A 25039-nucleotide genomic window follows, 5' to 3' on the forward strand; every position below is an offset into this window, starting at 1 on the left:
GCGTCCTCGCCGGTCCGGCGCGTGCGCGGCGCCTTCTGTCCAACTCTTCCGACAGGAAAGCATCCCACCGCCCGACGGCTCAACCGAGGCTGAATTGAGTGGGCCATTGGTACAGTCATTTTCTTGTTTGTACGGCCAGAAGGGGACCAACGGACCATGACGGTGGACACGCTCGACACCCGCATCCTGCGCCTGCTCATCGAGCAGCCGCGCACCAGCGTCCGCGAGTACGCGCGGATCCTCGGGGTGGCGCGCGGCACGGTGCAGGCGCGGATCGACCGGCTGGAGCGGGACGGGGTGATCACGGCGACGGGGCCGGTGCTGTCCCCGGCCGCACTGGGGCATCCGGTGCTCGCGTTCGTGCACATCGAGATGACCCAGGGGCATCTCGACGACGTCGGGGAGGCGCTCGCGGCGATCCCCGAGATCGTGGAGGCGTTCTCGATCACGGGCGGCGGCGATCTGCTGACCCGGGTGGTGGCGCGGGACGCCGGCCATCTGGAGGACGTCATCCAGCGGCTGATCCAGCTGCCCGGTGTGGTCCGCACCCGGACCGAGATCGCGCTCCGCGAACGGGTGGCACACCGGCTGCTGCCGCTGGTCGAATCGGTGGGCCGCGAGGCCGAGTGATGCGCCCGGGTGGCGCGCCCGAGCGATGCTCCCGGGCGACGTGCCTAAGTGATGCGCAATTGCCAGGCATAAAGCGGGGTGCTGATTGCAGATGAGATCACGTTCGGCCTAATCTGACGCACATGCAGTCCTACACCATCGGGCAGGCCGCACGTCTGCTGGGCGTGAGCCCGGACACGGCGCGCCGCTGGGCCGACGCCGGCCGGGTGCCCACCCATCGCGACGAGAGCGGCCGCCGGCTGATCGACGGCCGCGACCTCGCCGCGTTCTCCGTCGAGATCGCGCGCAGCGGCGGCGCGGGCGGACCGGGGGACGACGAGGAGCCGTACACCTCGGCGCGCAACGCGTTCCCCGGCATCGTCACGGCGGTCAAGCTCGGCGACATCGCCGCCCAGGTCGAGATCCAGGCGGGCCCGCACCGGCTCGTCTCGCTGCTCACCCGCGAGGCGGTGGAGGAACTGGGCCTGGAGGTCGGCATGACCGCGACGGCCCGGGTGAAGTCGACCAACGTGCACATCGACCTCGTCTGAACCACCGGTGCCGGCCCGGTCGGCCGCTCGGATCCGACCCGCCCCGCCCTGAGCCACCCTGATCCGTCCGCCCTGCATTGTTCGCCCCTCTCCATCTCGTCCTCAGAGGAGTCCCACCCATGCCGTCCCTCTTCTCCGCGCGCCCCGGCCGCCGTGCCCTGATCGCGGCCGTCACCGCCGGACTGCTGCTGCCGCTGGCCGCCTGCTCGGGGTCGGACGGCTCCGGGAAGGCGGACGGCGGCGGCTCGGCCGGCAAGAACCGGTCCACGAAGCTGACGGTCCTCGCCGCCGCCTCCCTGACCGATGTGTTCAAGACCGCCGGATCCGCCTACGAGAAGGCGCACCCCGGCACCAAGATCACCTTCTCCTTCGCGGGCTCGCAGGAACTGGTCGCGCAGGTCACCCAGGGCTCCCCCGCCGACGTCCTGGTCACCGCCGACACCGCGAGCATGGAGAAGGCCGGGGCGGACGCCGGCACCCCGACGGTCATCGCGAAGAACCGGCTCGTCATCGCCACCGCCCCGGGCAACCCGCACCACGTCGCCGCCCTGAAGGATCTCGCCGATCCCAAGCTCAAGGTCGTCCTCGCCGCGCCGGAGGTGCCCGCCGGGAAGTACAGCCGGAAGATCCTCGACGCCCAGAAGATCACGGTGAAGCCGGTGTCGCTGGAGCCGAGCGTGCGCGCCGCGCTCAGCAAGGTCGAGCTGGGCGAGGCCGACGCCGGGCTCGTCTACAAGAGCGACGCCCTCAGCGCGGGCGACAAGGTCGGCTCGGTCGCCATCCCCGACGCGCAGAACGCCGTCGCCACCTACCCGGCCGCCGCCCTGAAGGACTCGCACGACGCCGAGGCCGCCGCCGCGTTCGTGACCTGGCTGAGCACCCCGGAGGCCCAGAAGATCCTCCGGGACGCCGGCTTCCAGCAGCCGTAGGACCGCGCGCGATGCCGACCCGGGCCCGTACCCCCCTCGCCCTCACCGTCCCCGCCCTCCTCGCGATCGCCCTCCTGCTGCTGCCGCTCGCCGGCATCCTGGCCCGCACCGAGTGGAGTGCGATCGGGACGCACCTGAGCAGGCCCGGCACGGTGGAGGCGCTGAAGCTGTCGCTGATCGTCTCCTTCTGGGCGCTCGGTCTGTCCCTGGTGCTTGGGGTGCCGCTGGCGTGGCTGCTGGCCCGGGTGCCGTTCCCCGGCAAGGCGTTCGTGCGCAGCCTGGTGCTGCTGCCGATGGTCCTGCCGCCCACCGTCGGCGGGGTGGCGCTGCTGCTCGCCTTCGGGCGGCGCGGACTGCTCGGACCGTGGCTGGAACACACCTTCGGGATCGTGCTGCCCTTCCACACCTCCGGCGCGGTGCTCTCCGCGACCTTCGTGGCCATGCCGTTCCTGGTGATCAGCTTGGAGGGCGCGCTCGCCGGGCTGCGGCCCCGGTACGAGGAGACGGCGGCGTCGCTGGGCGCCTCGCCCCTGCGGGTGTTCCGCACGGTGACGCTGCCGATGGTCGCCCCCGGGCTGCTCGCGGGCGCGGCGCTGACCTGGGCGCGGGCGCTCGGCGAGTTCGGGGCCACGATCACCTTCGCCGGAAATCTGCCAGGCACCACCCAGACGCTGCCGCTGGAGGTCTACCTGCTGCTCCAGGACGATCCGCACGCGGCGACCTCGGTCTCGCTGCTGCTGCTCGTCATCGCGATGACGGTGCTGGTCGCGCTGCGCGGGCGTTTCTCGGCCGCTCCCCGGTCCGGACGGACGGCGGACCGGACGGCGAGCGGGGCCGGGGACTTCGGCGGGGAGACGTCAGCCACGGGCGCCGCAGCCCCGGCCCCGGCCCCGGCGAAGGACGGGAAGCGGGAGGCGGAGGAACCGGAGGAGGCCGGGGAGCGCTGGGCGCTGCGTGCCGAGGTCGACGGTTTCACCCGGCTCGCTCTTTCCGCCGAACCGGGCACCACCATCGCCGTCGTCGGCCCCAACGGCGCCGGCAAGACCACCCTGCTGCGCGCCCTCCTCGGGCTCACCCCGCGCGCCCACGCCGCCCTCACCCTCGGGGACACGGACGTCACCGAACTGCCGCCGCACCGCCGCCAGGTGGCGTGGGTGCCGCAGGACGGGGCGCTGTTCCCGCATATGACCGCCCTCGCCAACACCGCGTACGGTCTGCGCGCCCGCGGTGTGCCGCGCGCCGGGGCCCGGCGCGCCGCCCAGGAGTGGCTCGACCGGCTCGGTGTCGGCCACCTCGCCGGGCGCCGGCCCGCCCAGTTGTCCGGCGGCCAGGCCCAGCGGGTCGCGCTGGCCCGGGCGCTGGCCGCCCGGCCCCGGCTGCTGCTGCTCGACGAGCCGCTGGCCGCTCTCGACCAGACCACCCGAGCCCGGGTACGGCACGCCCTGCGCGGCCATCTCGCCGGGTTCGGCGGGGTCTGTCTGATCGTCACCCACGACCCGGTCGAAGCGGTGTCACTGGCCGACCGGGTGCTCGTCCTGGAGGACGGGCGGGCGCTCCAGGACGCCTCGCCCGCGGAGGTCACCCGGCATCCGCGTTCGCCGTGGGTCGCCCGGATGCTGGGCCGCAACGCCTGGCCGGGCACCGCGACCGGCGACGGGCTCGCCCTCGCGGACGGGGGCACGCTGGTCGCCGCCGAGCCGTTGCCGGCCGGGTCGGAGGCGCTGGCGGTCATCCCGCCCGAGGCGGTGGCCGTGCACCGCGAGCGGCCGGGCGGCAGTCCCCGCAACGTCTGGCCGGGCACCGTACAGGAGATCACCGCGAGCGGCAGCAGGCTGCGGGTCCTCGTCACCTCCGACCGGGTGCCGCCGCTGGTCGCCGAGATCACGCCGCAGGCGGCCGCCGACCTGGGGCTCGCGGACGGCACGCCGGTGTGGACGGGCGTGAAGGCGACCGAGGTGACCGTCGTACCACTGTGAGATGAGGCGGGCGGGGGCGAGGGACGGCGCAGGGCGGGTTGGGGTCGGATGGGGCGGGAGCGCGGGAAATCCCGTGGCCGCGGCCGGACTCCGTATGACAGCGTGCGCGTGCCCCCTCGCCCCCTTCCCACCTCCGGAGCCGTGCCATGGCGATGCCGCTCCGACTCGTCCCTCTCCTCGCGCAGTTCGACTTCGCGCGCGAGCGGCTGCTGGACCGGCTCACGGGACCCGTACGGGACAGCGGCAACGGGACCCCGGTCCCCGCCACCGCGCTCACCGACGAGGAGTACCGATGGGAGCCGGTGCCCGACTGCTGGTCGGTGCGCCGGCGCGCGGACGGCCCGGGGCCCCGCGCCACCCTGCTGACCGGTGACCTGGCCGGCGCATGGGGCCGGGACGCGACGCCGCCACCGCACCCCGAGCCGGCCCCGTTCACGACGCTCGCCTGGCGGCTGAGCCATCTGACCGAGATGTTCGAGCTGCGCACGGACCACACCGCCGGCAGCCGTTCCCGCACCCGCGACGACGTGCGGATCCACGGGGAAGCGGCCCCTGCCATGGCGGCGTTCGCCGCCGCTTCCGCCGCCTGGCGCGCGATGCTGACGACGGTGAGCGACCAGGACCTGGACACGGTCGGCTACAGCAGTTATCCGCACGGCAGCGACCCCGAGGACGTCTTCGCCGACGTCGTGTGGTGGCTGAACCAGGAGCTGCTCCATCACGGCGCCGAGATCGCGCTGCTGCGGGACCTCCACCAGGCGCGGACCGGGGGCTGAGCCCGCCGTGACCGGGAGCAGGACGCCGGGGCGGACGCCGGGGCCGGGGCGGGGCCGGGGGTGCGTGGGACGATGGGAGGGAAACCTCCCGCACCCCCAGCAAGGAGGCGACATGTCCAGGATCGACACCACCGTCGACATCTCCCGTCGCCCCGACGAGGTCTTCCGGTACGTGACCGATGCCGCGCATCTGCCGGAGTGGCAGGAGAGCGTGGTCGCGGGCCGTACGACCCGAGGCACCCCCGGCAGCGTGGGCTCGCAGGCCGTGATCACCCGGCGCATCGGGAACCGCGACTTCACCGCGACCATGCGGACGGTGGCGGCGGATCCGCCGTACAGCTGGCACATCCACGGCGTCGAAGGGCCGGTGCGCGGCGACCTCCGGGGCACGCTCGAACCGCTGGACGGCGGTGAGCGCTCGCGGCTGACGCTCTCCCTCGACTTCGAGGGGCACGGCTTCGGCAAGGTGATCGCACCCCTGGTCGCCCGGCCGGCCGCCCGCAAGGAGATGCCCCGTGACCAGCGGCATCTGAAGAACATCCTGGAGCACGGCACCCGCGCGCCCGACGGGTGACCCTTTTCCCATCGGGCCCTGAAGGTCCCGCCGCGCCAGGCCCTGACCGGCGACAGGCCGCTCCCCGCGCCGTTTCCCGCGTCGGGACCCGTTCCTCACTCCGGGGCGCGGTCTCCGTCCCCGTCCGTCGTACGGGCGCCATCCTCGCCCTTCGCAGGGTCTCCGTCCCCGTCCGTCGTACGGGCGTCATCCCCGCCCTTCGCAGGGTCTCCCTGCTCGTCCGTCGTACGGGCGAGCAGCATCGCCACGTCGTCCTGCGCCGGCCCGTCGGGCAGCCCGGCCAGCAGGTCGTCGCACAGGGCGTCCAGAGGGCGCGCGGGGTTCCCGAGCGCGCGGGCGATGCGGGCCATGCCCTGGTCGAGATCGCGCTCGCGGGACTCGATGAGGCCGTCCGTGTACAGGACGAGCAGTCCACCCGAGGGAAGCACGACCTCCTCGGTGCCGAACTCGTGCGCGCCGGTGCCGAGCGGGGTGCCCGGCGGGCCGTCGAGGAAGGTGACGGTGCCGTCCGGGGTGACCACGGCGGGCGGCGGATGGCCGGCCCGGGCGATGGTCCAGCGGGCACCGGCCGGGTCGTGGACGGCGTACACGCAGGTGGCCATCTCGTACTCGCCGAGGTCGGCGACGACCGCGTCGAGCGAGCGCAGCATGCGCGCGGGCGGGATGTCGTGGCGGGCCAGGGTGCGCACGGCGGTGCGCAACTGGCCCATGACGGCCGCCGCGTGGATGCCGTGCCCCATGACGTCGCCGATGACGAGGCCGGTACGGCCGCCGGGCAGCGCGACCACGTCGAACCAGTCGCCGCCGACGTCGTGGACGCTGGCGGGCAGATAGCGGCCGGTGAGTTCGAGGCCGGTGACCTCGGGCAGCGCGTTGTTGGTGAGGCTGCGCTGGAGGGTGCGGGCGGCCTGGCGCTGGGTGGTGTATAGACGGGCGTTGTCGATGTTGAGGGCGGCGCGGGCGACGACCTCGTCGACGAGCACCCGGTCCTCGTCGGCGAAGGGCGCGCGGGTGCGCAGCCGGGTGACGGTGACCGTACCGAGGACCGTGCCGCGGGCGACGAGCGGGATCAGCCGGGCGGAGCCGATCCGGGTGGCGAGATAGCCGCGCAGGTCCTCCAGCCGGGGGTCCCGGATGAGGTCGGGGATATCGGCGACGTGCAGGTCCATGGCGCGGGCGCGGGTGATGACCCGCTCGTACACGGAGTCGCGCGGGATCTGGAAGGTACGGCCCACGGAGAGCCGGTTCAGCGGGCCGTCCGGGTCGGGGAAGGCGGCGGCGAGACGGCGCAGGACGTTGCGGGTGGCGGCGGTGGACTCGTCGGGTTCCAGGATGGCTTCGAGGAGCTGGATGTCGGCGGAGTCGGCGAGCTGCGGGACGAGGAAGGAGACCACCTCCTCGGCGGTCTGCCGCAGATCCAGGGTGGTGCCGATGCGTTCGCCGGCCTCGGCGAGCAGGGCGAAGCGGTGCCGGGCGCGTTCCATCTCGACGTGCGCCTGCTCGCTGTCGGTGATGTCGATGACGGAGGCGATGAGACCGAGGGGCCGGCCGGTGTGGTCGCGGAGCGGGGCGTAGGAGCTGGACCAGATGTGGTCGTGGCCGGGGTCTGCGGGGGTACGGCCGACCCGGCGCGCGTCGACGACGGCGGTACCGCTGTCGAGGACGCCCCGCATCATGTCCTCCAGGGCGCCGGCGTTGACCCCCGGCAGGACCTGGGAGAGCCGGAGGCCCACATGGTCGGAGCGCGGGATGCCGTTCATCCGGGCGAGCGCGTCGTTGACCCGGACGAAGCGCAGGTCGGGGCCGAGGGTGGCGAGGCCGATGGGCGACTGGGTGAAGAGGGATTCGAGGGTGGCGAGGGAGTCGCGCATCGTGAGGACCTGGGAGGTCTCGAAGGCGATGAGCATGGCGCCGGGGCGGCCCTCCGGGTCGGCGGCGGGCACGATCCACATCTCCATGCTGATCGGCCGGCCGTCGCTGCGCAGGACGGGGAGGGTGCCGACCACGGTCTCGCCGGACTGGACCCGGTGGGTCAGCTGGTCGGCCAGGCCCCGGTTGGCGGGCGGTACGAGCAGCGCGCCCGCCGGGCGGCCGAGGACCTCTTCGGGCGGGTAGCCGAGGAGGTCCTGGGCGGCCAGCGACCATTCGACGATCCGGCCGTGGGTGTCCTCGCGCCAGAGCGCCACGGGCAGCAGGTCGTTGAGGACGCCGGCGTAGCCGAGGGCCGCCCCGGGCGGCGGGGCGCCGCCCGGCGACTGGTGAGTGTCCAACGCATCGACCTACGCATCGACCGGGCCCCGGGGGGCGTCTTCTCGCCACGCTTACCGAATCACCCTATACGAGACATAACGGACGGGTGCGGTGCGAGGGCGGGCCCTCCGCCCGGCGGGACGGGCGGCCCGGGCGGCAGCCCGGACAACGGCCTGGACGGCGGGTCCGCCGCCTGGGGCGAGCCGGGCGCCCGGGCCGGGGCGGGCCGGGGTGGAGCGACCCGGGGCTCCGGGCCGGAGCCCGGAACGCCGGACTCGTACCCCGGGGTCAGGCCCCGGCCGGGCCCGCCCCCGCCACCGGGGCGGCCACCGGGGCGGCCCCCGGCGTGGCCGCCGCCGCTGCCGCCATCCGGGCGGCGCCGTCGGCGCGCGAGCGCTTGGCGGTGCGCATGGTCCACACGGCCAGCAGGCCGAGGGTGCCGTAGATGAGGATCGGGCTGACGACCACCATCGTGCCGGTGGCGAGCACGTACGACAGGACCACGCGCGTGATCGACTCGACGATGTAGGAGACGCCCCACACGATGGTCATCCGCCGCATGACGGCCCGGAAGCCCTCGAACTGCCACATCCCGTTCCACCAGGCGGCGCCCTCGGGCGTGCCGTCGGTGGCGAAGCGCCGGCCGAAGTAGAACATCAGCGGCTTGGGCGCGAACAGGCTGCCCAGGAAGAGCGCGCCGGACAGTCCGGTCACGGCCGAGTCCTTGATGAGCAGGGCGCGGGTCGAGTGGGCGCCGACGAGGGAGACGACGGCCGTGAGGGCGAGGAAGAACAGGGTGATGATGGCGAACTCGTCGAGCTTGCGGTGCCAGACGAGGTTGACGACGGTGTCGAGGACCGGCCACACACCACTGAGGAGCAGGGCGGTGAACTCGCTCCAGCCGTGATCGGTCAGCGCTCCGTAGGTGAGGATCGGCGCGATGATGTTGAGTCCGATGGTGAGGACCCAGCCGATGGCGGCGGCGGATCTGGAACGGGCCGGAGTGCCGGACTGCGGCTGCGGCTGCGGCTGCGGCTGTGAAGCGGTGGACATATTTTCCCCCTGGGTTGTCACGGATCGCCGCCGAGGGGCGCGGTGGCCGCGGCGCCTCGGGGAACGATGCCGTACCGCAAGGTAAGGCCGGGGCGGCGGGCCCACAAGACGCCTTCGTTAAAGTGATCTTCAAAATTATTCCGGAGGGTCTCATTCCGGATCTGGTACGTGCAGCCCTACCTCGTCGGCGGCGGGCCGCCGCCCGGTAACACGCTCCCCCACACCACGCACTCCCTTTGCCGTGAGTCGTCACCCAAACCGCACACATGATGCACACGGAGTCATACGGGCAGGTGGAATGCTTCCCGCGCCGGGCCGTACGCCCTGGCGAACGGTGATCATCCGCGCGCACCCTGAGGAAATGCGGGCGGCCGATCCGCCCGGCACGCGGTACGACGCCGTCGCAGCCGCTGTCGCTGTCGTCGTCACTGTGGGGAAGTGGGCCGTATGCCGGACATGGACGTATGCGTGGTCGGGGCGGGGCCGGTCGGCCTCACGCTGGCGATCGCCCTGCGCGGGCTCGGCCTGGAGGTACGGATCGTCGACCGTGCCCCGGCGGCCAAGCGCGAGGCGCGCGCCCTCGTCCTGTGGCCGAGGGCGCTCGAAGCCCTGGACTCCCTCGGTGTCGCCGGAACGCTGCGCGGCAACGCGGTGGAACTGTCCAGAGTCACCATCCACGGGCGCGGGCGGCGGCTCGGGGAGCTGACCACCGGCTGGAACCGCTCGGCGTACAGCCGCCCCCTCAACATCGAACAGCACGACATCGAGCGGCTGCTGGTCGAGGAACTGGCCGGACGCGGCACCGAGGTGGAGTGGGACACCGAGGTCACCGACGTCAAGGTGCACGAGGACCGGGCCGAGTTCACCCTCACCCGGCCCGACGGCACGGCCGAGTCGGGCACCGCCGCCTGGATCGTCGGCTGCGAGGGCACCGCGAGCGTGGTCCGCGACCGGCTCCACATCCCCTTCGAGGGCCGCCGGCGCACCGGTCTCCAGGTCGTCCAGGGCAACGCGCACCCCGAGTGGCCGCTCGGCGAACAGCCGGGCCACGGACACATCTTCCTCGCCCCGCACCGCGCACTGCTCGCCTTCCCGCTGCCCGACGGGGCGTACCGCTTCTTCTGCTTCCGCGACGACCCCGACCCCGGGCTGACCGCGCCGCCCACCCTCGACGAGCTGCGCGATCTGGTCGCCGACACCGCGCGGCTGCCGCGGCTGCGGCTCTCGCCCCCCGAGCGGCCCTGGCTCAACCGCGCCCGGTTCAGCGACCGGGTCGCCGCCCGGCTGCGGCACGGGCGCGGGCTGCTCGCCGGGGACGCCGCGCACGCCTGGGCGCCGGTCGGCGGCCACGGCATGAACGTGGGGATGCTCGGGGCGCACAACCTGGCCTGGAAGCTGGCCGCCGTGCACCGCGGCGAGGCCGACGAACGGATCCTCGACACCTACGACACCGAACAGCGCGCCCTCGCCCTGCGCTACATCCGCGAGATGCGGGTCAACTTCATGGAGCTGCCGCTGCCGCCGCTCGGCTACCGGGCCTTCACCGCCACGGTGCCCGTGATGCTCTCCCTGCGCGGCTTCCAGCGGCGGCTCGACCGGCAGTTGAGCGATCTCGGCCGCAACCACCGCTACAGCGACCTGTCCTGGCAGCGCCCCGCGCCCTCGCACGGCCGGCACCGCATCCCCCGGGCCGGCGACCGGATGCCCGACGCGAGAGTGACGGCGGGCGACCCGCCGAACGGACCCGTGCGGCTGCACACCCTGCTGCGGTACGACACCTGGACCCTGCTCGTCGACGCGGCGCGGGTCGCCGACCCGGCCGTACGGCACGCCCTTGAGCAGCGGTGCCGGCGCGCGCCCGTGCCGGTCCGGCTGCTGCCCGTCTCGCCCGCCGGCGCCGGCGAGGCCCGGCTGCTCGGCAGAACCGGAGAGCTGCGGCTCGTCCGGCCGGACGGGTACGTGGGCCTGGTGGCCCCGCTGGACCGGCCCTCGGTGCTCGACGCGTATCTGCTCATGCTCGCGCCCCGGCGCTCCGGCGCCCGCTCCCCCGCCGCGCCGTCGGCCCCGTCGGCTCCGTCGGCTCCGTCGGCTCCGTCCGCCTCGTCCCCCCGGCCGCCTTCGCCGCCGTCCTCCTCCGACACCGCGCAGTGACGGGAGCAAGCCCTTGTCCAAGCACCGGACGCGCACCCGAGGCACCGTCACCGTCATCGGCGCGGGGATGGCCGGCCTGGTCGCCGCGTATGAACTCGAACGTCTCGGCCACCGCGTGGAGATCCTGGAGGGCAGCCGCCGGCTCGGCGGCCGCATCCGCACCCACCGCTTCGGCGCCCACGAGGGCGCCCCCTTCGTGGAACTGGGCGCCATGCGCGTGCCCACCGCCCACCACCGCACCATGGACTACATAGACCACCTCGGGCTCGGCGACCAGGTGCGGCCGTTCGTCACCCTGCTGTCCGAGGAGAACGCCCTGCTCGCCACGAGCGGCGGCCATGTCCGGCTGCGGGACGCCCCGCGCCGGCTGATCGCGGACGTCCGCGCCTCGCTCGCCCGCGACGACTACCGGGACGAGACCGTGGTGTTCGGCGCCTGGCTGTCGGCCGTGGTCGACGCGATCGCGCCGCCCGCGCTGCGCACCGGGCTGCGCGCCGATCTCTCGGGGGACCTGCTCGACCGGGTGGAACGGATCGATCTGACCCCCCATCTGCGCGGTGACAACAAGGACCGCATAGACGTGCACGGGCTGTTCGCCGCCCACCCGGGCATCCGGTCCGCGTGCGGGACCCGGCTGAACAGCTTCCTGGACGACATCCTCACGGAGACCAGCCCGGAGCTGATCCGGCTCGCCTGCGGCATGGACCAGTTGGTGCAGCGGCTCGCCGCGCGCGTGCGCGGCCCGATCTGGCTGGGGCAGGAGGTCACCGGCGTGGAGGTGGCCGCCGACCAGGTACGGCTGCGCATAGGGCGCGGCCCGCTGGCCGTCGTCCGCCACGCCGACCTGGTCCTGTGCACGGTGCCGTTCTCGGTGCTGCGCGGGATGGTCCTGCGCGGCTTCGACGAGGACAAGCTGGCCGTCGTCCGGGAGGTCGTCTACTGCCCGGCGACCAAGGTGGCCGTGCACGTCCGCGAGCCGTTCTGGGAGCGGGAGGGCATCCGGGGCGGCGCCTCCTTCAGCGGCGGGCTGATCCGGCAGACGTACTACCCGGCCGCCGCGGAGGACGGCGCGCCCGGCGCCGGGGAGCGCGGCGCGGCGCTGCTCGCCAGCTACACCATAGGAGAGGACGCCGATGTGCTCGGGCGGATGCCGGTCCGCCGGCGCCACCGGGTGGTGCTCGACGAACTGGCCCGCATGCACCCGCAGTTGCTGCGGCGCGGGATGGTCCGGGGGGTGACCGGGGTGGCCTGGGGCGAGCACCCGTGGACGGTCGGCGGCTGCACCATCCGCTGGGGCCGGGACGAGGCGGCGTGCGAGGAGGAGCGCCGGCGGGCGGTCCGGCCGCAGGGGCGGCTGTTCTTCGCGGGTGAGCACTGCTCGTCGGAGCCCGCCTGGATCGAGGGCGCGGTGGAGTCGGCCCAGGTGGCGGTCCGGGCGATCGAGGGGCGTTCGAGAGCCCGGTACGAGCAGGGCCCGGAGCAGTGGGAGGCGGCGGCATGAGCGTGTTCGACACCCCCCGGCTGACCTTCGCCGGCACCGCTGTCACCCGGCTGCCCACCGGGGCACGCGGGGCGGCCTCGGCCGGGCTGCTCGATCTGGCCACGAACACGGTGCTGGTGCCCGAGGGCCCGGCGGCCTCCGCTCACGCGCTGCTGGCCGAACGGGGCGCGCTCGGCGGCCACTTCTCCGGCAACGGACACTTCTCGGTGGACGCCCGGGTGACGGCCGTGGAGGGAGCGGAGGGCCGGGCGGCGGGAGCGGAGTTCCGGACGGATCCGGCGGACGACGCGGCCCCGGCCCCCGATCCGCTGGTGGGCCGGGCCGTGGATCTGTGGGGGCACTACAACCCGTATCTGGGCACGACCGTGAACCGGGCGCGGGTCTTCGACGTGGATCCGGCCTCGGCCTGGACGACGACGCTGATGGCCGGCCGGTTCGCGCTCGGCCGCCAGGGCCGGTCACACGACTCCGGTCATGTGTGCCTGGGCGAGGTGACGGGGTTCCAGCCGCCGCGCTGGCAGTCCTTCGCCCCGGTGCCGTCGGTGCTGCACCAGTTCGCCGTGCCGGCGGGCCCCGCGCTCGACTGGCCCGAGGGGCCGGCGGCCGGCTCTCCGGCGGCGGTCGCGCTGCGGGCGGCGGCCGAGGAACACGGCGGGCTCCTGGTGCAGTTCACCCTGACCGCGGACGGGGCGCCCGGGTCGCCCGGCCACGGGTACGCGGGTCCCGGGGACGCCCCGCAGCGCTGGCGGCTGCACGGAGTGATCGCCCCCTGGCGTCCCGGCGAACCCCGCACCCATCCGGCGGGCCGGCTGCTCGTGCCGTACGGCTGCGCGGGCGGGCGCGGAACGGAGGGACGCGGAGCGGAGGGAAGCGGGGCGCGGATCTGCTCGGTTCGGGTGACGCCCGAACGGGCGGTGTTCAACCTGCCGTTCGGCCGCCCGGGGACGGGCGATCTTCAGCTGCGGACGGCGGTGACGGACCGGCTGGTCGCGGTGGTACGGGACACCGGCGACCGGGGTCCCGGGGTGGTGACGGTGCCGGTGGCCGGGGACGGCGCGGGCCCGGCGGCCGACGAGGGCCTGTGCCTGGTGGGCGAGGACGGCACGGGCAGCGGCCGGGTGGTGTGGCTGCGGGAGCGCGAGACGGTCGTGGTGACGGACGACGCCGCGCTGTTCGTGGAGCACCCGGACCGGGACCGGGACGAGGACCACGCGGTGGAGGTGGCCGTGCGGGCGACGGTACGGGGCCGGCCGGCGGCCGGGCGGACGGTTCTCGTGCGGCAGTTCGCCAATCCCCGGGCGCTGCCCCGCGATCCGGTGGCCTCGGCTCCGGACGCGCGCACAGGCGGGCTGCGGATCGTCGAGGTGCGTCCCGGCCGGCTCACGGAGGGCGGGGGAACCGCGCGGGACGCCCCCCGGAGGGCCGGGGGTACGAGGGATATCGGGGATGCCGGGAATACCGGGGATGCCGAGGCGGGCGAGGACCGCGGGGGCCCGGAGGCGGACAAGGTCCGTAAGGCATCTGAGGCGTCCGGGACTTCTGGTTCTCCCGGTTCTCCCGGGGCGTCCGTGACCGACGGCGAGGTCGGCGGGGCGGGCGCGACCGACGGACCGGGCGAGGACGGCGTCTTCGGCGAGCAGTGCCGGGTGGTGACCGACGCGCAGGGGCGCGGCTGGTTCACCCTGCGCGGGGCGCGGGCCGGGACGGCCCGGCTGCTGCTGTCGGCCGACGCCGGCGACACCCCGCCGTGTCCGCTGGACGCCCCCGGTTCGGCGGTGGCCGCGTACGACGACGGGGACGCGCTCGGCTGGTGGGCAGGGACGGGCGGGGCGCACGTACGGGTGCTGGCCGACGACTGGCACCTGGACGCGGTCCTGAAGGAGCAGGTGTCCTTCGAGCTGCTGCACCGGGAGGTCTTCGCCTGTTACGAGCAGCTGTATCCGTTCATGCGCGACGAGGTGTTCAGCCTTGAGGACCGCTGCAAGGTCGAGACGTACGCGAAGCTGATCTGGCAGATGTGCGACCCGGCCAACCGGGACCGTACGTACTACATGCCGCCGTCGCGGGATCTGACGCTGCCGAAGGCCCGGCTGCTGCTGGCGTATCTGCGGGCGCGGTCCGCCGCCGACGCGGTGCTCCCGGTCAGCGCGCCCGCGCCGGCCTCGGCGGCGCCGCGGATCACCACCCGGGCGCAGTTGCGGGCGGCGCTGTGGCTGGCGGTCTCGGTGGAGCTGGCGACCTCGCTCCAGTACCTGTACGCGGGGTACTCGCTGCCCACGCACGCGGCCGGGTTCACGTATGTACGGCGCGGGGTCTGGACGCCCCGGCAGTTGCGGCTGGCCTGCGGCGACGGCGGCGAGACGCTGAGCCGGGGGATCCGCGACAGTCTGTTCGAGGTGGCCCGCGAGGAGATGATCCACTTTCTCGTCGTCAACAACATCCTGATGGCGATGGGCGAGCCGTTCCATGTGCCGGCGATCGACTTCGGCGCGCCGGGGCGGCTGCCGATGCCCCTGGACTTCGCCCTGGAGCCACTGCATCTGGCCAGTGTGCAGCGGTTCATCGCGATCGAGCGGCCCGAGCGGATGGCGGGCGGCACCCGGGGCGGCCCGGCGGCGGACCTCGCGGGGGCCGGTGGTCCGCCCGGCCCCGGCTTCCCGGGCCCCGGCGGCTCTCCCGGTCCCGCCGGCCCCGGCGCCCTGGGCGGTCTGACGGCCTCCGGCGGCGGGGCGGCGGCCCCCTTCGGTTCCCCGAGCGAGCTGTACGCGGCGATCCGTGACGGGCTGGCCCGGGTCCCCGACCTGTTCCTGGTGGACCGGGGCCGGGGCGGCGGGGAGCACCATCTCTTCCTCGGCCGGACGGTCGACGCCCGGCACCCGGACTACCAGCTGGAGGTCGACGATCTGCAAAGCGCCCTGTTCGCCGTCGACTTCGTCACCGATCAGGGCGAGGGCGGAGTGCTCGACGCGCCGGGGCCGGTGCCCGAGTCCCACCACGACACCTTCGTCCGGCTCGGCGAACTCCTCATGACCGAGCGGGCGGACGGCCCCGGCGGGCGGGGGGCGCCGTGGAGTCCGGCCTATCCGGCCCTGCGCAATCCGTCCCTCGACCCGACGCACCCGGGCCGGGCGGCGATCCGCGATCCGCACGCCCGGGAGGTGACGCTGCTGTTCAACCGCTGCTACTTCCTGATGCTCCAGCTGATGACCCAGCACTTCGCCGAGAGCCCGGACGCCAGTCTGCGCCGCTCGCCGCTGATGAACACGGCGATCGACGTGATGACCGGCATGATGCGCCCGCTCGCGGAACTGCTCGTGACGCTGGACTCGGGCTGGCGGGGACGTACGGCAGGACCGTCCTTCGAACTGGAGGAGCCCCCGGTGGCCCTCCCCCGGCCCGATGTCGCCCGGCGGGCGTTCGCGATGCGCTTCGGGCACCTCGCCCGGATGGCGCGGGCGTGCGCCGGGGTGCCCGACCGGGTGCCCGAGTTGATGACCTTCTACGCCGACCGGTTCCGTGCCGAAGGAGAACGCTGAGGCGATGAACACGTACACGTACCGCAGACCGGGTGAGCGCGGCGGCTGGGAGACGGACGTCCTCGTCGTGGGCGGCGGCCCGGTCGGCATGGCGCTCGCGCTCGACCTCGCCCACCGCGGGGTGGACTTCACCCTGATCGAAGCGGGGGAGGGAATCCCGGCGGACCCCCGGATCACCACGGTCGGCCCCCGCGCCATGGAGATGTTCCGCCGCTGGGGCATGTCCGGCACGCTGCGCGGCGCGGGCTGGCCGGACGACCACTGTCTGGACGTGGCCTGGGTGACGGCCGTCGCGGGCCACGAGATCCACCGGCTGCCGTTCGGCACGGTCGCCGACCGGCCGCTGCCCGGGCACACCCCGGAACCCGAGGCGATCTGCCCGCAGCACTGGATGGCGCCGCTGCTCCTGGACCGGCTCGGGCACTACCCGGACGGCCCGGTGCGCACCCGCTGCCGGCTGCTCGGCATCGTCCCCGAGCCCGGCGGGGTGACGGCGACGGTGGCACGGGCGGACGGCTCCCGTTCGGAGGTCCGGGCCCGGTATCTGGTCGGCTGCGACGGGGCCGGTTCGTCCGTACGGAAGATCTGCGGGATCGACGTGCCCGAGCTGCACCCGCCCCGGGTCCTGCGCAACATCCTGTTCCGGGCACCCGAACTGCCCCGGCTGCTCGGCCCGCGGGCCCCGCTGCTGTACTTCCTCGTCTCGCCGACCGGGCTGCGGTATCCGCTGCGCGCCATCGACGGGCGGGGGACGTACCGGCTGACCGCCCCGGCGACCGGGGAACCGGCGCAGGCCGTCGTACGGCGGGCGGTGGGCCTTGACACGCCGCTGACGGTGGAGGCCGACGGGGCCTGGCATCTGACTCACCGGGTGGCCGACCGCTACCGCTCCGGGCGGGTGTTCCTCACCGGGGACGCGGCGCACACCCTGTCGCCGTCGGGCGGCTTCGGGATGAGCACGGGGGTCTGCGACGCGGCCGACCTCGGCTGGAAGCTGGCCGCTGCGCTGGCCGGCTGGGCGGGGCCGGGGCTGCTCGACTCGTACGAGACCGAGCGCCGCCCGGTGGCCGTGGCCGGGGTCGCGGAGGCCAACGCGAACCTGCTCCGTACCCAGGACCGGCGGCTCTCGCCCGCGCTCCTGGACGACAATCCGGTGGGCGAGCGGGCCCGGAAGGCGCTCCGCCGGGAACTGGCCACCTCCGACGTGGGGCGCGAATTCGACCATCCCGAGATGCACTTCGCGTACCGCTATGTCTCCCCGGTCATCGCGGCCGAGCTCCCGGCGGACAGGGCCGGCGCAGCGGACTCGGCAGACTGCGCGGACTCGGCCGCACTGTCCGGGTCCGGGTTGAACGCGTCCACGCTGCCGGGGGTGCGCGCCCCGCACGCGTGGCTGGAGCCGGGCCGCTCCACCCTCGATCTGTACGGGCGGGAGTTCGTCCTGTTGTCGTTCGCGGAGCCCGCCGGAGGCGGGGGCGGTGACAGGAGCGATGCCGGTGGCGGTGGCGCGGCGGGCGAACCGTACGGGCTGGCGCGGGCGTTCGCGGAGCGCCGGGTCCCGCTGCATGTGGTGCGCTGCACGGTTCCGGAGATCGCACGGCGCTACGAGCAGCCGTACGTCCTGGTCCGCCCGGACGGCCATGTGGCCTGGCGGGGCACCCGGCAGCCGCGCGACCCGCTCGCGCTGGTCGATCTGGTGCGGGGAGCGGGCCGGTGAGCGGGCCGGCGAGCGGCGGGGCCCCGGCCGGTGGGCTGCCGGACTTCGATCCGGCCCGGCTCGATCTGGCCGACCCGTACCCCGTCTACCGGCGCTACCGGGACGCCGGCCCGGTGCACGCGGTCCGCCCGGCGGCGGTGCCGTGCGGGGCGCGCGGGCCGACGACCTGGTACGTCTTCGGCTACGCGGAGGTGGCGCGGGTCCTCGCCCGGCGGGAGTTCGGCCGGACGGCACCGGGCAGCGCCTCGGCCGCGCCGCTGCCGCCGGGTTACGCGGTGCTGCGCGCGGTCGTCGAGAACTGGCTGGTGTTCCTCGACCCGCCCCGCCACACGGCACTGCGGGCGCTGGTGGCGCCCGCGCTCGCGGCCGGTCCGGTGGCGGCACTGCGGCCGGGGATCCGGCGGATCGCCCGCCGGCTGGTCGATCCGCTGGTGACACGCGAGAGCGTCGACCTGGTGGCGGAGTTCGCGGCGCCGTTCCCGCTCCTGGTGATATCGGGCGTGCTCGGGGTGCCGGAGGAACGGCAGGGCTGGTTCCGGGAGCGGGCGCTCGCGCTCCAGCGCGCGGGCGGGGCGCGGGTGGACCGGACCCTGGCCGGGATGGTGGAGGCGGACCGGGCGGCGGCCGAACTCACCGCGTACTTCCGGCGGGAGCTGGAAGCCCGGCGCGGACCGGGCCGGGACCGGGGCGATCTGCTGTCCGCCCTGGTACGGGCCGCCGAGGAGGAGACCTCGCTGTCGCCCGAGGAGCAGACGGCGACCTGCGTCCATCTGCTGACGGCGGGGCACGAGACCACCACGGGGCTGCTGGGCAAGGCGGTACTCGCCCTGCTCGCCCGCCCGGAACTGGGGGACGCCCTCCGAGCGGACCCCGGGCTGCTGGCGGGGGCGGTGGACGAGTTCCTGCGCCATGACCCGCCGGTGCAGATGGTCACCCGGTGGGCGCTGCGCGACACCGAGCTCGCGGGGCACGCGATCCGCGCGGGCGACCGGACCGTCCTGGTCCTCGGCGCGGCGAACCGGGACCCGGCGTACTTCCCCGATCCGGACCGGCTCGACATCCACCGGGACACCGTGCGGCACTGCGCCTTCGGGCTGGGCATCCACTACTGCGCCGGGGCGGGCCTCGCCCGGGCGGAGGCCGAGGCCGGGCTCGCGGAACTCCTGGACCGGCTGCCGGCGCTCCGGCCGGGCGCGCGCCCGGAACTGACCGTGCGCTACGCGCCGGACTGGGTGTTCCACGGGCCGGAGCGGCTCACCGTCACGGTGTCGCCGTCGGATCCGGCGCCGGGGGCTCGGTGAACGGCTGTGCCGGATCGTCCGCGGGCGGGTACCAGCCGGTCCAGGTCGACGAAGGCCGGGTGGTGGGCTCGTCGGGTCCTGCGAACGGCCCGGCGTGGGCCTTCATCAGCAGGAGCATCACACCGGCGAAGAGCAAGGAGCCGATGATCAGCGCGAAGCCGGTCGGATTGCGCGGGTTGAAGTAGTACTTGCCGTACTTGCGCTTGAACACCGGTTCGTCGTCCCGGAACATCCCCGGCTCCCCCCTGTCCGATGCGGGCCAGGCTACTCTCCGCCCATGACGCACGACGCACCACAGGCCCACTGGCAGCGCACCTACCAGGAGAATCCCGGCATGTACGGGGAGCAGCCCTCGGGGCCGGCCCGGTACGCGGCGGAACTCTTCGCCGCGGCCGGCGCCCGGGACGTGCTGGAGCTGGGGGCGGGCCACGGCCGTGACGCGCTGTACTTCGCCGGGCAGGGCTTCTCGGTGCGGGCCGCCGACTTCAGCTCGGCGGCCCTGGGACAGCTCGCCGAGCGCGCCGAAGCCCGGGGGCTCGCCGGGCGGGTGACCACCACCCTGGTGGACGTACGCGATCCGCTGCCGTTCGCCCCCGGGTCCGCCGACGCCGTGTTCGGCCACATGCTGCTGTGCATGGACCTGTCGACGCGGCGGATCGAGGAGTTGGTCGGCGAGATCCGCCGGGTGCTCCGGCCGGGCGGTACCTTCGTCTACACCGTGCGGCACACCGGGGACGCCCACTACGGCACGGGGATCGCGCACGGCGACGACATCCACGAGCACGGCGGCTTCGCCGTGCACTTCTTCCCGCGTGAGCTGGTGGACCGGCTGGCCGAGGGCTGGGAGCTGCGCGAGGTCCACGCCTTCGAGGAGGGCGATCTGCCGCGCCGGCTGTGGCGGGTGACGATGAGCGTGCCGGATCCGGTCGGAGGCTGATCGGCCGGGGGCTGACCGTCCCCGCGCTTCCGTTTTCCTCGCGGTGGCTCACCCGGAGGACACCGGCTGCCGCACCCTGTCCGGTGGACAGGGCGGCGCGACCGTCGCCGCCAGGGCCGCGGCGGCCCGGCCCGCGAGGTCGACGGCGACGAGGCGCGCCTCCAGGGACGGGGCCGGGGCGCCGGGCACGGGGGTGAGGAGGAAGCGGCCCTGGTAGTGGCCGCCCGCGACGGCCCGGAGTTCCACCGGGCCCTTTGGCCAGCCCTGCCGCTCCAGGTCCCAGATCCAGCCGTCGACCTGGACGGTGCCGTCGGGACGGAGCCGGGGCGGCCGGCCGAGGAGCGTCCCGTACTCGAACCGGCAGTCGGCGAGTCCCAGCAGTTCGACGAGGTGGGAGCAGATCACCCGGGCCAGATCGTCGGGCGAGCGGCTGGTCTCGGCCAGCCGGGTGGTGGTGTGCAGCCGTTCCAGATGGCGGGCGTCGCGCAGGGCGACGGCGCCGAGCAGCCGGCCGTGGGCCGCGAGCTGGGAAACGATCAGACCGACGATCAGGAGCAGGATCGCGGTCTCGACGTCGGCCCGGCCGTGGATCCGGAGGCTGTAGTAGGGCACGGCGAGGAAGAAGTCGTACCAGAAGGCCGCCGACAGCGCGGCGAGCGCGCCCGCCCAGCGGTTGCCGAGGGCGGCGACGGCGACGACCACGACGACCAGCAGCAGGGCCAGGTTGGTCTCGGTGAGACCGGTGCGGACCGGCACCAGTGCGAGCGCGACGAGGAAGGGCGCGAGGACGGCGGCCGCGAGCGCGGCGGCGTCCCGGAGCGGCATCCGCATGATCCACCTCCGACGGGTCGGGACTCCGGGTGCGGGGTGCAGAGGTACGGGGTGCGCAGGTACGGGGTGCGCAGGTACGGGGTGCGCAGGTACGGGGTGCACAGGTACGGAACGCGCGGGCGCGAGGCGCGCGGGACACGGCTGCGTACGTTCCCAGGCTGCGCCGACTGTGAGCGACACGACGCCCGGCGGAGGGATCTTGACGGTTTCCTGACGCCAACGGCCGGGTTCCTTACATACCCCTTGCATACGCTGACTCGGCCGCCGTCCGCGTGATGGCTGAAATTCAACCTTTCTCGCCTCACCGGACAGCAGGAGCCCGATGTCCACCCCTCCCCCGACCCGTACCGACCGACTGCGCGCCTGGATGCTGGAAGGGCTGTCCGACATGGGCAAGGGGCGGCCCGGCACCGCTTCCCACCCGCCGGGCGGTACGGAGCCGGCCATCTCGCCCGTACCGACGAAAGCCGCCGAGGGCCCGGAAAGCGCCCAGGGCACCAGAGGTCAGACGGCCGGAACCGGCCATCAGGGCCAGGCATGGTGGCGGGTGATGTGCCTGTCCGGTGTCGACTACTTCTCCACCCTCGGCTACCAGCCGGGCATCGCCGCCCTCGCGGCCGGACTGCTCTCCCCCATCGCGACGATCGTGCTGGTCGCCGTCACCCTGCTGGGCGCGCTGCCGGTCTACCGCCGGGTCGCGGAGGAGAGCCCACACGGCGAGGGCTCGATCGCGATGCTGGAGCGGCTGCTGTCGTTCTGGAAGGGCAAGCTGTTCGTCCTGACCCTGCTGGGCTTCGCCGCGACGGACTTCCTCATCACCATCACCCTGTCGGCCGCGGACGCCTCCACCCACCTCGTGGAGAACCCACATCTGTCGGCCGTCCTCCACGACAAGCAGATGGTGATCACCCTCGCGCTGATCGCGCTGCTCGGCGCGGTGTTCCTGAAGGGCTTCCTGGAGGCCATCGGGGTCGCGGTGGCGCTGGTCGGCGTCTATCTCGCGCTCAACCTGGTGGTCGTGACGACCGGGCTGTGGCACGTGGTGACGGAGGAACACGTGGTGACGGACTGGACCACGGCCCTGACCGCGCAGCACTCCAATGTCTTCGCGATGGTCGGCGTGGCCCTGATCGTCTTCCCCAAGCTGGCGCTCGGTCTGTCCGGATTCGAGACCGGGGTGGCGGTGATGCCGCACGTCCACGGCGATCCGGACGACACCGAGGCGCACCCGGCCGGCCGGATCCGCGGCGCGAAGAAGCTGCTGACGACGGCCGCGCTGATCATGAGCGTGTTCCTCATCTGCACCAGCTTCGTGACCACGGTCCTGATCCCGCACCAGGAGTTCGAGTCCGGTGGCCAGGCCAACGGCCGTGCCCTCGCGTATCTCGCCCACGAGTACCTCGGCAACACCTTCGGCACCGTCTACGACGCGTCGACGATCGCGATCCTGTGGTTCGCGGGCGCCTCGGCGATGGCCGGACTGCTCAACCTGATGCCGCGCTATCTGCCGCGCTACGGCATGGCCCCGCACTGGGCCCGCGCCGTGCGCCCCATGGTGCTGGTGTTCATCCTGGTCGCCTTCCTGGTGACCTGGATCTTCGACGCGAACGTGGACGCGCAGGGCGGCGCGTACGCGACCGGTGTGCTCGTCCTGATCTCCTCGGCGGCCATCGCCGTGACGATCGCGGCCCGCAAGGCCGGTCAGCGCCGCTGGGCCGTCCGCTTCGGCGTCATCTCGGCCGTCTTCCTCTACACCACCGTGGTGAACGTGATCGAGCGGCCCGACGGTGTGAAGATCGGTGCCTGCTTCATCGCCGGCATCATCCTCATCTCGCTGGCCTCCCGGCTGGCCCGCGCCTTCGAGCTGCGCGTCACCGACATGGACTTCGACGAGACGGCGAACCGGTTCATCCAGGACGCCTCGCACGGGACGGTGCGCTTCATCGCCAACGAACCGGGCCTGAGGGACGCGGCCGAGTACCGGGAGAAGCTGGAGCAGATCCGTGCCGACAACGACATCCCCGCCCACGAGGACCTCGTTCTCGTGGAGGTGACGGTCACCGACCCGTCGGAGTTCGAGACGAGCCTGACCGTACGGGGTGAGGTGCTGCACGACCACTACCGGGTGCTCGCCGTGGAGAGCTCCTCGATCCCCAATGCCCTCGCCGCCCTGCTGCTGCACGTCCGCGATGTCACCGGCACCCGCCCGCACATCTACTTCGAGTGGACGGAGGGCAGTCCGTTCGCCAACTTCCTGCGCTTCTTCCTGTTCGGCCACGGCGAGGTCGCGCCGGTGACCCGCGAGGTGCTGCGCGAGGCCGAACCGGACCGCTCCCGCCGCCCGCGGGTGCACGTGGGCTGACCGGGGCGGCGGGCGGCGCGCGGCAGGCTGCGGGCTGCGGAGGTCCGGGGCGGGTCCGGTTCGACTGGTCGGTACGGGGCTTCGTACCGCCGGTCAGGCTTCGTACCGCCGGTCAGGCTCCGTGCACTCGGACCCCGCCGACGAAGGTCTGCTCCACGCGGGCGTCGGCGATCTCTCCGGGCGGTCCGGTGAGGACGTCGCGGTCGAGGACGACCAGGTCGGCGAGGTGGCCCGGGCGCAGGCTGCCCGCGTCGTCGTGGCCGTTGGCGTAGGCGGAGCCCGCCGTGTACGCGGCGAGCGCCGTGGTGAGGTCGAGCCGCTGTTCGGGCAGGAAGACCCGGTCGTCGGTGGCCCCGGGCAGGCGGCGGTTGACCGCGACATGCAGCCCGGCGAGCGGGTCGGGGCTGCTGACCGGCCAGTCGCTGCCCGCGACGAGGGTGGCCCCGGCCCGTACGAGAGCACCGAACGAGTACTGCCAGGCGGCGCGTTCCGGCCCGAGGAAGGGGATGGTGAGTTCGTCCATCTGCGGCTCGTGGGCGGCCCACAGGGGCTGGATGTTGGCGAGCGCGCCCAGCCGGGCGAAGCGGGTGAGGTCGTCGGGGTGGACGACCTGGAGATGGGCCAGGTGGTGCCGGTTGCCGCGCGGTCCGTTGGCGGCGAGGGCCGCCTCGATCGCGTCCAGTGCCTCGCGTACGGCACGGTCGCCGAGCGCGTGGAAGTGCACCTGGAATCCGAGGGCGTCCAGGGCGGTGACATGGGTGCGGAGCGCCTCGGGGTCGACGAAGCTGAGTCCGGTCTCGGCGGTGGCGCAGCCGCACGCGTCGAGGTAGGGGCTGGTCATCGCGGCGGTGAAGTTCTCGGCGATGCCGTCCTGCATGATCTTCACCGACCCGGCCCGGAACCGGCCGTGGCCGAGGGCCGCGCGCCGGGCGACCAGTTCGGGTATCTGCTCCGCCCCGCGCGCCCGGTCCCACCACAGCGCGCCGGTGACCCGGGCGGTGAGGCTGCCGTCCCGGGCAGCGGCCAGATAGGCGTCGGAGGGGTCGGGCCGGCCGCTGAACTCGCCGAGGATGGCGTCCTGCCAGCCGGTGATGCCGAGCGAGTGCAGCAGACTCTGGGCCCGGAGCAGTCCGGCGAGCCGGTCGGCGGGGGTGGTCGGCGGGATCAGCCGGGAGACGAGAGAGGTCGCGCCTTCCTGGAGCATGCCGGTGGGCACGCCGTCCGCGTCGCGCTCGATCCGGCCGTCGGCGGGGTCCGGGGTGGCGGCGGTGATCCCGGCGAGTTCCAGGGCCCGGGTGTTGGCCCACGAGCCGTGGTGGTCACGGTTGATCAGCAGGACGGGCCGGTCGGGGACGACGGAGTCCAGCTGCCGGCGGGTGGGCAGACCGCCCTCGAAGCTGTCCATGGACCAGCCGCCGCCGGTGATCCAGGGCTCTTCGGGGTGGGCGGCGGCATACGCGGCGACGGTCCGCAGATACGCGTCGGCGTCCTCGGCGCCGGTGAGATCGCACTCGGCCAGTTCCATCCCGCCGAACACGGCGTGGAGGTGCGCGTCCTGGAAGCCGGGGATCAGCAGCCGGCCGGCGAGGTCGACGACCTCGGTGCGAGGCCCGATCAGTTCCCGGACCTCGTCGTGGCCGACGGCGGTGATCCGCTCGCCGCCGACGGCGAGGGAGGTGGCCCGGGTGCGGGCCGGGTCGCCGGTGAAGACAGGGCCACCGGTGAAGACCAGGTCGGCCGTGCTCATCTGGGTACTCCTAACGGGGGGACGGGCCCCGAACAGGCGAGGGCCGGGGAGGGGGCCGAGAAGGCGGGGAGGCGGAGGGTCGGATTTTCCTGCCGCCGTGAAGCCCCGGGGCGCCTCCCGGCCGTGCGCCCCCGGGAATCCGGGCCCGCCATGATGGCGATCCTCATGTGGATTTTCACGGGCCCCGCGCGGGCGGCCGCGATCGGCGTCTTCTCGGCCTCGGCCGGGGTCGGAATGG

At 74.0% G+C, this 25039-nt stretch carries 18 protein-coding genes; 13 read left to right on the plus strand and 5 right to left on the minus strand.

The window, feature by feature from the left end:
* Positions 1 to 156: 156 nt before the first annotated feature.
* The 6 genes from ABZ990_RS26330 (at position 157) to ABZ990_RS26355 (ending at position 5415) form a co-directional block, all read left to right on the plus strand.
* Positions 157 to 630, plus strand: coding sequence for an Lrp/AsnC family transcriptional regulator (locus ABZ990_RS26330; protein WP_361236412.1), 474 nt, complete (start codon positions 157 to 159; stop codon positions 628 to 630).
* Between the two features lie 122 nt (positions 631 to 752).
* The gene (locus tag ABZ990_RS26335; protein ID WP_361236414.1) at positions 753 to 1160 is read left to right on the plus strand and encodes a helix-turn-helix transcriptional regulator; all 408 of its coding nucleotides are present in this window, start codon (positions 753 to 755) and stop codon (positions 1158 to 1160) included.
* Positions 1161 to 1279: 119 nt separating this feature from the next.
* Positions 1280 to 2089: a molybdate ABC transporter substrate-binding protein gene (gene modA / locus ABZ990_RS26340; protein WP_361236417.1), complete on the plus strand. Its 810-nt coding sequence runs from the start codon at positions 1280 to 1282 to the stop codon at positions 2087 to 2089.
* A gap of 11 nt (positions 2090 to 2100) precedes the next feature.
* Positions 2101 to 4065, plus strand: coding sequence for an ABC transporter permease (locus tag ABZ990_RS26345; protein ID WP_361236420.1), 1965 nt, complete (start codon positions 2101 to 2103; stop codon positions 4063 to 4065).
* A 146-nt stretch (positions 4066 to 4211) separates the two neighbouring features.
* Complete coding sequence (locus ABZ990_RS26350; protein WP_361236423.1) at positions 4212 to 4841, plus strand: DinB family protein; 630 nt, start codon at positions 4212 to 4214, stop codon at positions 4839 to 4841.
* Positions 4842 to 4953: 112 nt separating this feature from the next.
* Positions 4954 to 5415, plus strand: a complete 462-nt coding sequence (locus ABZ990_RS26355; protein ID WP_361236426.1) for an SRPBCC family protein — start codon at positions 4954 to 4956, stop codon at positions 5413 to 5415.
* Positions 5416 to 5510: 95 nt separating this feature from the next.
* Here ABZ990_RS26355 and ABZ990_RS26360 read toward each other — a convergent pair whose 3' ends face one another.
* Positions 5511 to 7685 (minus strand): SpoIIE family protein phosphatase, encoded by a 2175-nt coding sequence (locus tag ABZ990_RS26360; protein WP_361236429.1) that lies wholly within the window; start codon positions 7683 to 7685, stop codon positions 5511 to 5513.
* Between the two features lie 268 nt (positions 7686 to 7953).
* Positions 7954 to 8718, minus strand: a complete 765-nt coding sequence (locus ABZ990_RS26365; RefSeq protein WP_361236432.1) for a VC0807 family protein — start codon at positions 8716 to 8718, stop codon at positions 7954 to 7956.
* A gap of 447 nt (positions 8719 to 9165) precedes the next feature.
* On the opposite strand from ABZ990_RS26365, the gene ABZ990_RS26370 reads away from it, so the two are divergent.
* Genes ABZ990_RS26370 through ABZ990_RS26390 form a run of 5 tightly spaced genes read left to right on the plus strand, consistent with a single transcriptional unit; the run spans position 9166 to position 18924 of the window.
* On the plus strand, positions 9166 to 10869 hold the full coding sequence (locus tag ABZ990_RS26370; RefSeq protein ID WP_361236434.1) for an FAD-dependent monooxygenase: 1704 nt from the start codon (positions 9166 to 9168) through the stop codon (positions 10867 to 10869).
* 13 nt (positions 10870 to 10882) lie between these two features.
* Positions 10883 to 12370 (plus strand): NAD(P)/FAD-dependent oxidoreductase, encoded by a 1488-nt coding sequence (locus ABZ990_RS26375; protein ID WP_361236437.1) that lies wholly within the window; start codon positions 10883 to 10885, stop codon positions 12368 to 12370.
* Positions 12367 to 15906, plus strand: coding sequence for a ferritin-like domain-containing protein (locus ABZ990_RS26380; RefSeq protein WP_361236440.1), 3540 nt, complete (start codon positions 12367 to 12369; stop codon positions 15904 to 15906). Before ABZ990_RS26375 ends, ABZ990_RS26380 begins: the two co-directional genes overlap by 4 nt.
* A 4-nt stretch (positions 15907 to 15910) precedes the next feature.
* Positions 15911 to 17623 (plus strand): FAD-dependent monooxygenase, encoded by a 1713-nt coding sequence (locus ABZ990_RS26385; RefSeq protein ID WP_361236443.1) that lies wholly within the window; start codon positions 15911 to 15913, stop codon positions 17621 to 17623.
* On the plus strand, positions 17620 to 18924 hold the full coding sequence (locus ABZ990_RS26390) for a cytochrome P450 (protein WP_361236446.1): 1305 nt from the start codon (positions 17620 to 17622) through the stop codon (positions 18922 to 18924). Before ABZ990_RS26385 ends, ABZ990_RS26390 begins: the two co-directional genes overlap by 4 nt.
* On the opposite strand, the gene ABZ990_RS26395 is transcribed toward ABZ990_RS26390, so the two are convergent.
* Positions 18884 to 19156, minus strand: a complete 273-nt coding sequence (locus ABZ990_RS26395) for a hypothetical protein (protein ID WP_361236449.1) — start codon at positions 19154 to 19156, stop codon at positions 18884 to 18886. The genes ABZ990_RS26390 and ABZ990_RS26395 overlap by 41 nt on opposite strands.
* Positions 19157 to 19201: 45 nt before the next feature.
* On the opposite strand from ABZ990_RS26395, the gene ABZ990_RS26400 reads away from it, so the two are divergent.
* On the plus strand, positions 19202 to 19861 hold the full coding sequence (locus ABZ990_RS26400; protein WP_361236452.1) for a class I SAM-dependent methyltransferase: 660 nt from the start codon (positions 19202 to 19204) through the stop codon (positions 19859 to 19861).
* Positions 19862 to 19909: 48 nt separating this feature from the next.
* On the opposite strand, the gene ABZ990_RS26405 is transcribed toward ABZ990_RS26400, so the two are convergent.
* Positions 19910 to 20692 carry a DUF4118 domain-containing protein gene (locus tag ABZ990_RS26405; protein ID WP_361236455.1) on the minus strand — a complete coding sequence of 261 codons (783 nt, stop codon included), beginning with the start codon at positions 20690 to 20692 and terminating at the stop codon, positions 19910 to 19912.
* Between the two features lie 322 nt (positions 20693 to 21014).
* Here ABZ990_RS26405 and ABZ990_RS26410 point away from each other — a divergent pair, with 322 nt between their 5' ends.
* Positions 21015 to 23054, plus strand: a complete 2040-nt coding sequence (locus tag ABZ990_RS26410) for an amino acid transporter (protein WP_361236458.1) — start codon at positions 21015 to 21017, stop codon at positions 23052 to 23054.
* 112 nt (positions 23055 to 23166) lie between these two features.
* On the opposite strand, the gene ABZ990_RS26415 is transcribed toward ABZ990_RS26410, so the two are convergent.
* Positions 23167 to 24801, minus strand: a complete 1635-nt coding sequence (locus ABZ990_RS26415; RefSeq protein WP_361236461.1) for an amidohydrolase — start codon at positions 24799 to 24801, stop codon at positions 23167 to 23169.
* Between the last annotated feature and the right edge of the window lie 238 nt (positions 24802 to 25039).

Source organism: Streptomyces sp. NPDC046203, assembly GCF_040646255.1.
Classification (GTDB): Bacteria; Actinomycetota; Actinomycetes; order Streptomycetales; family Streptomycetaceae; genus Streptomyces.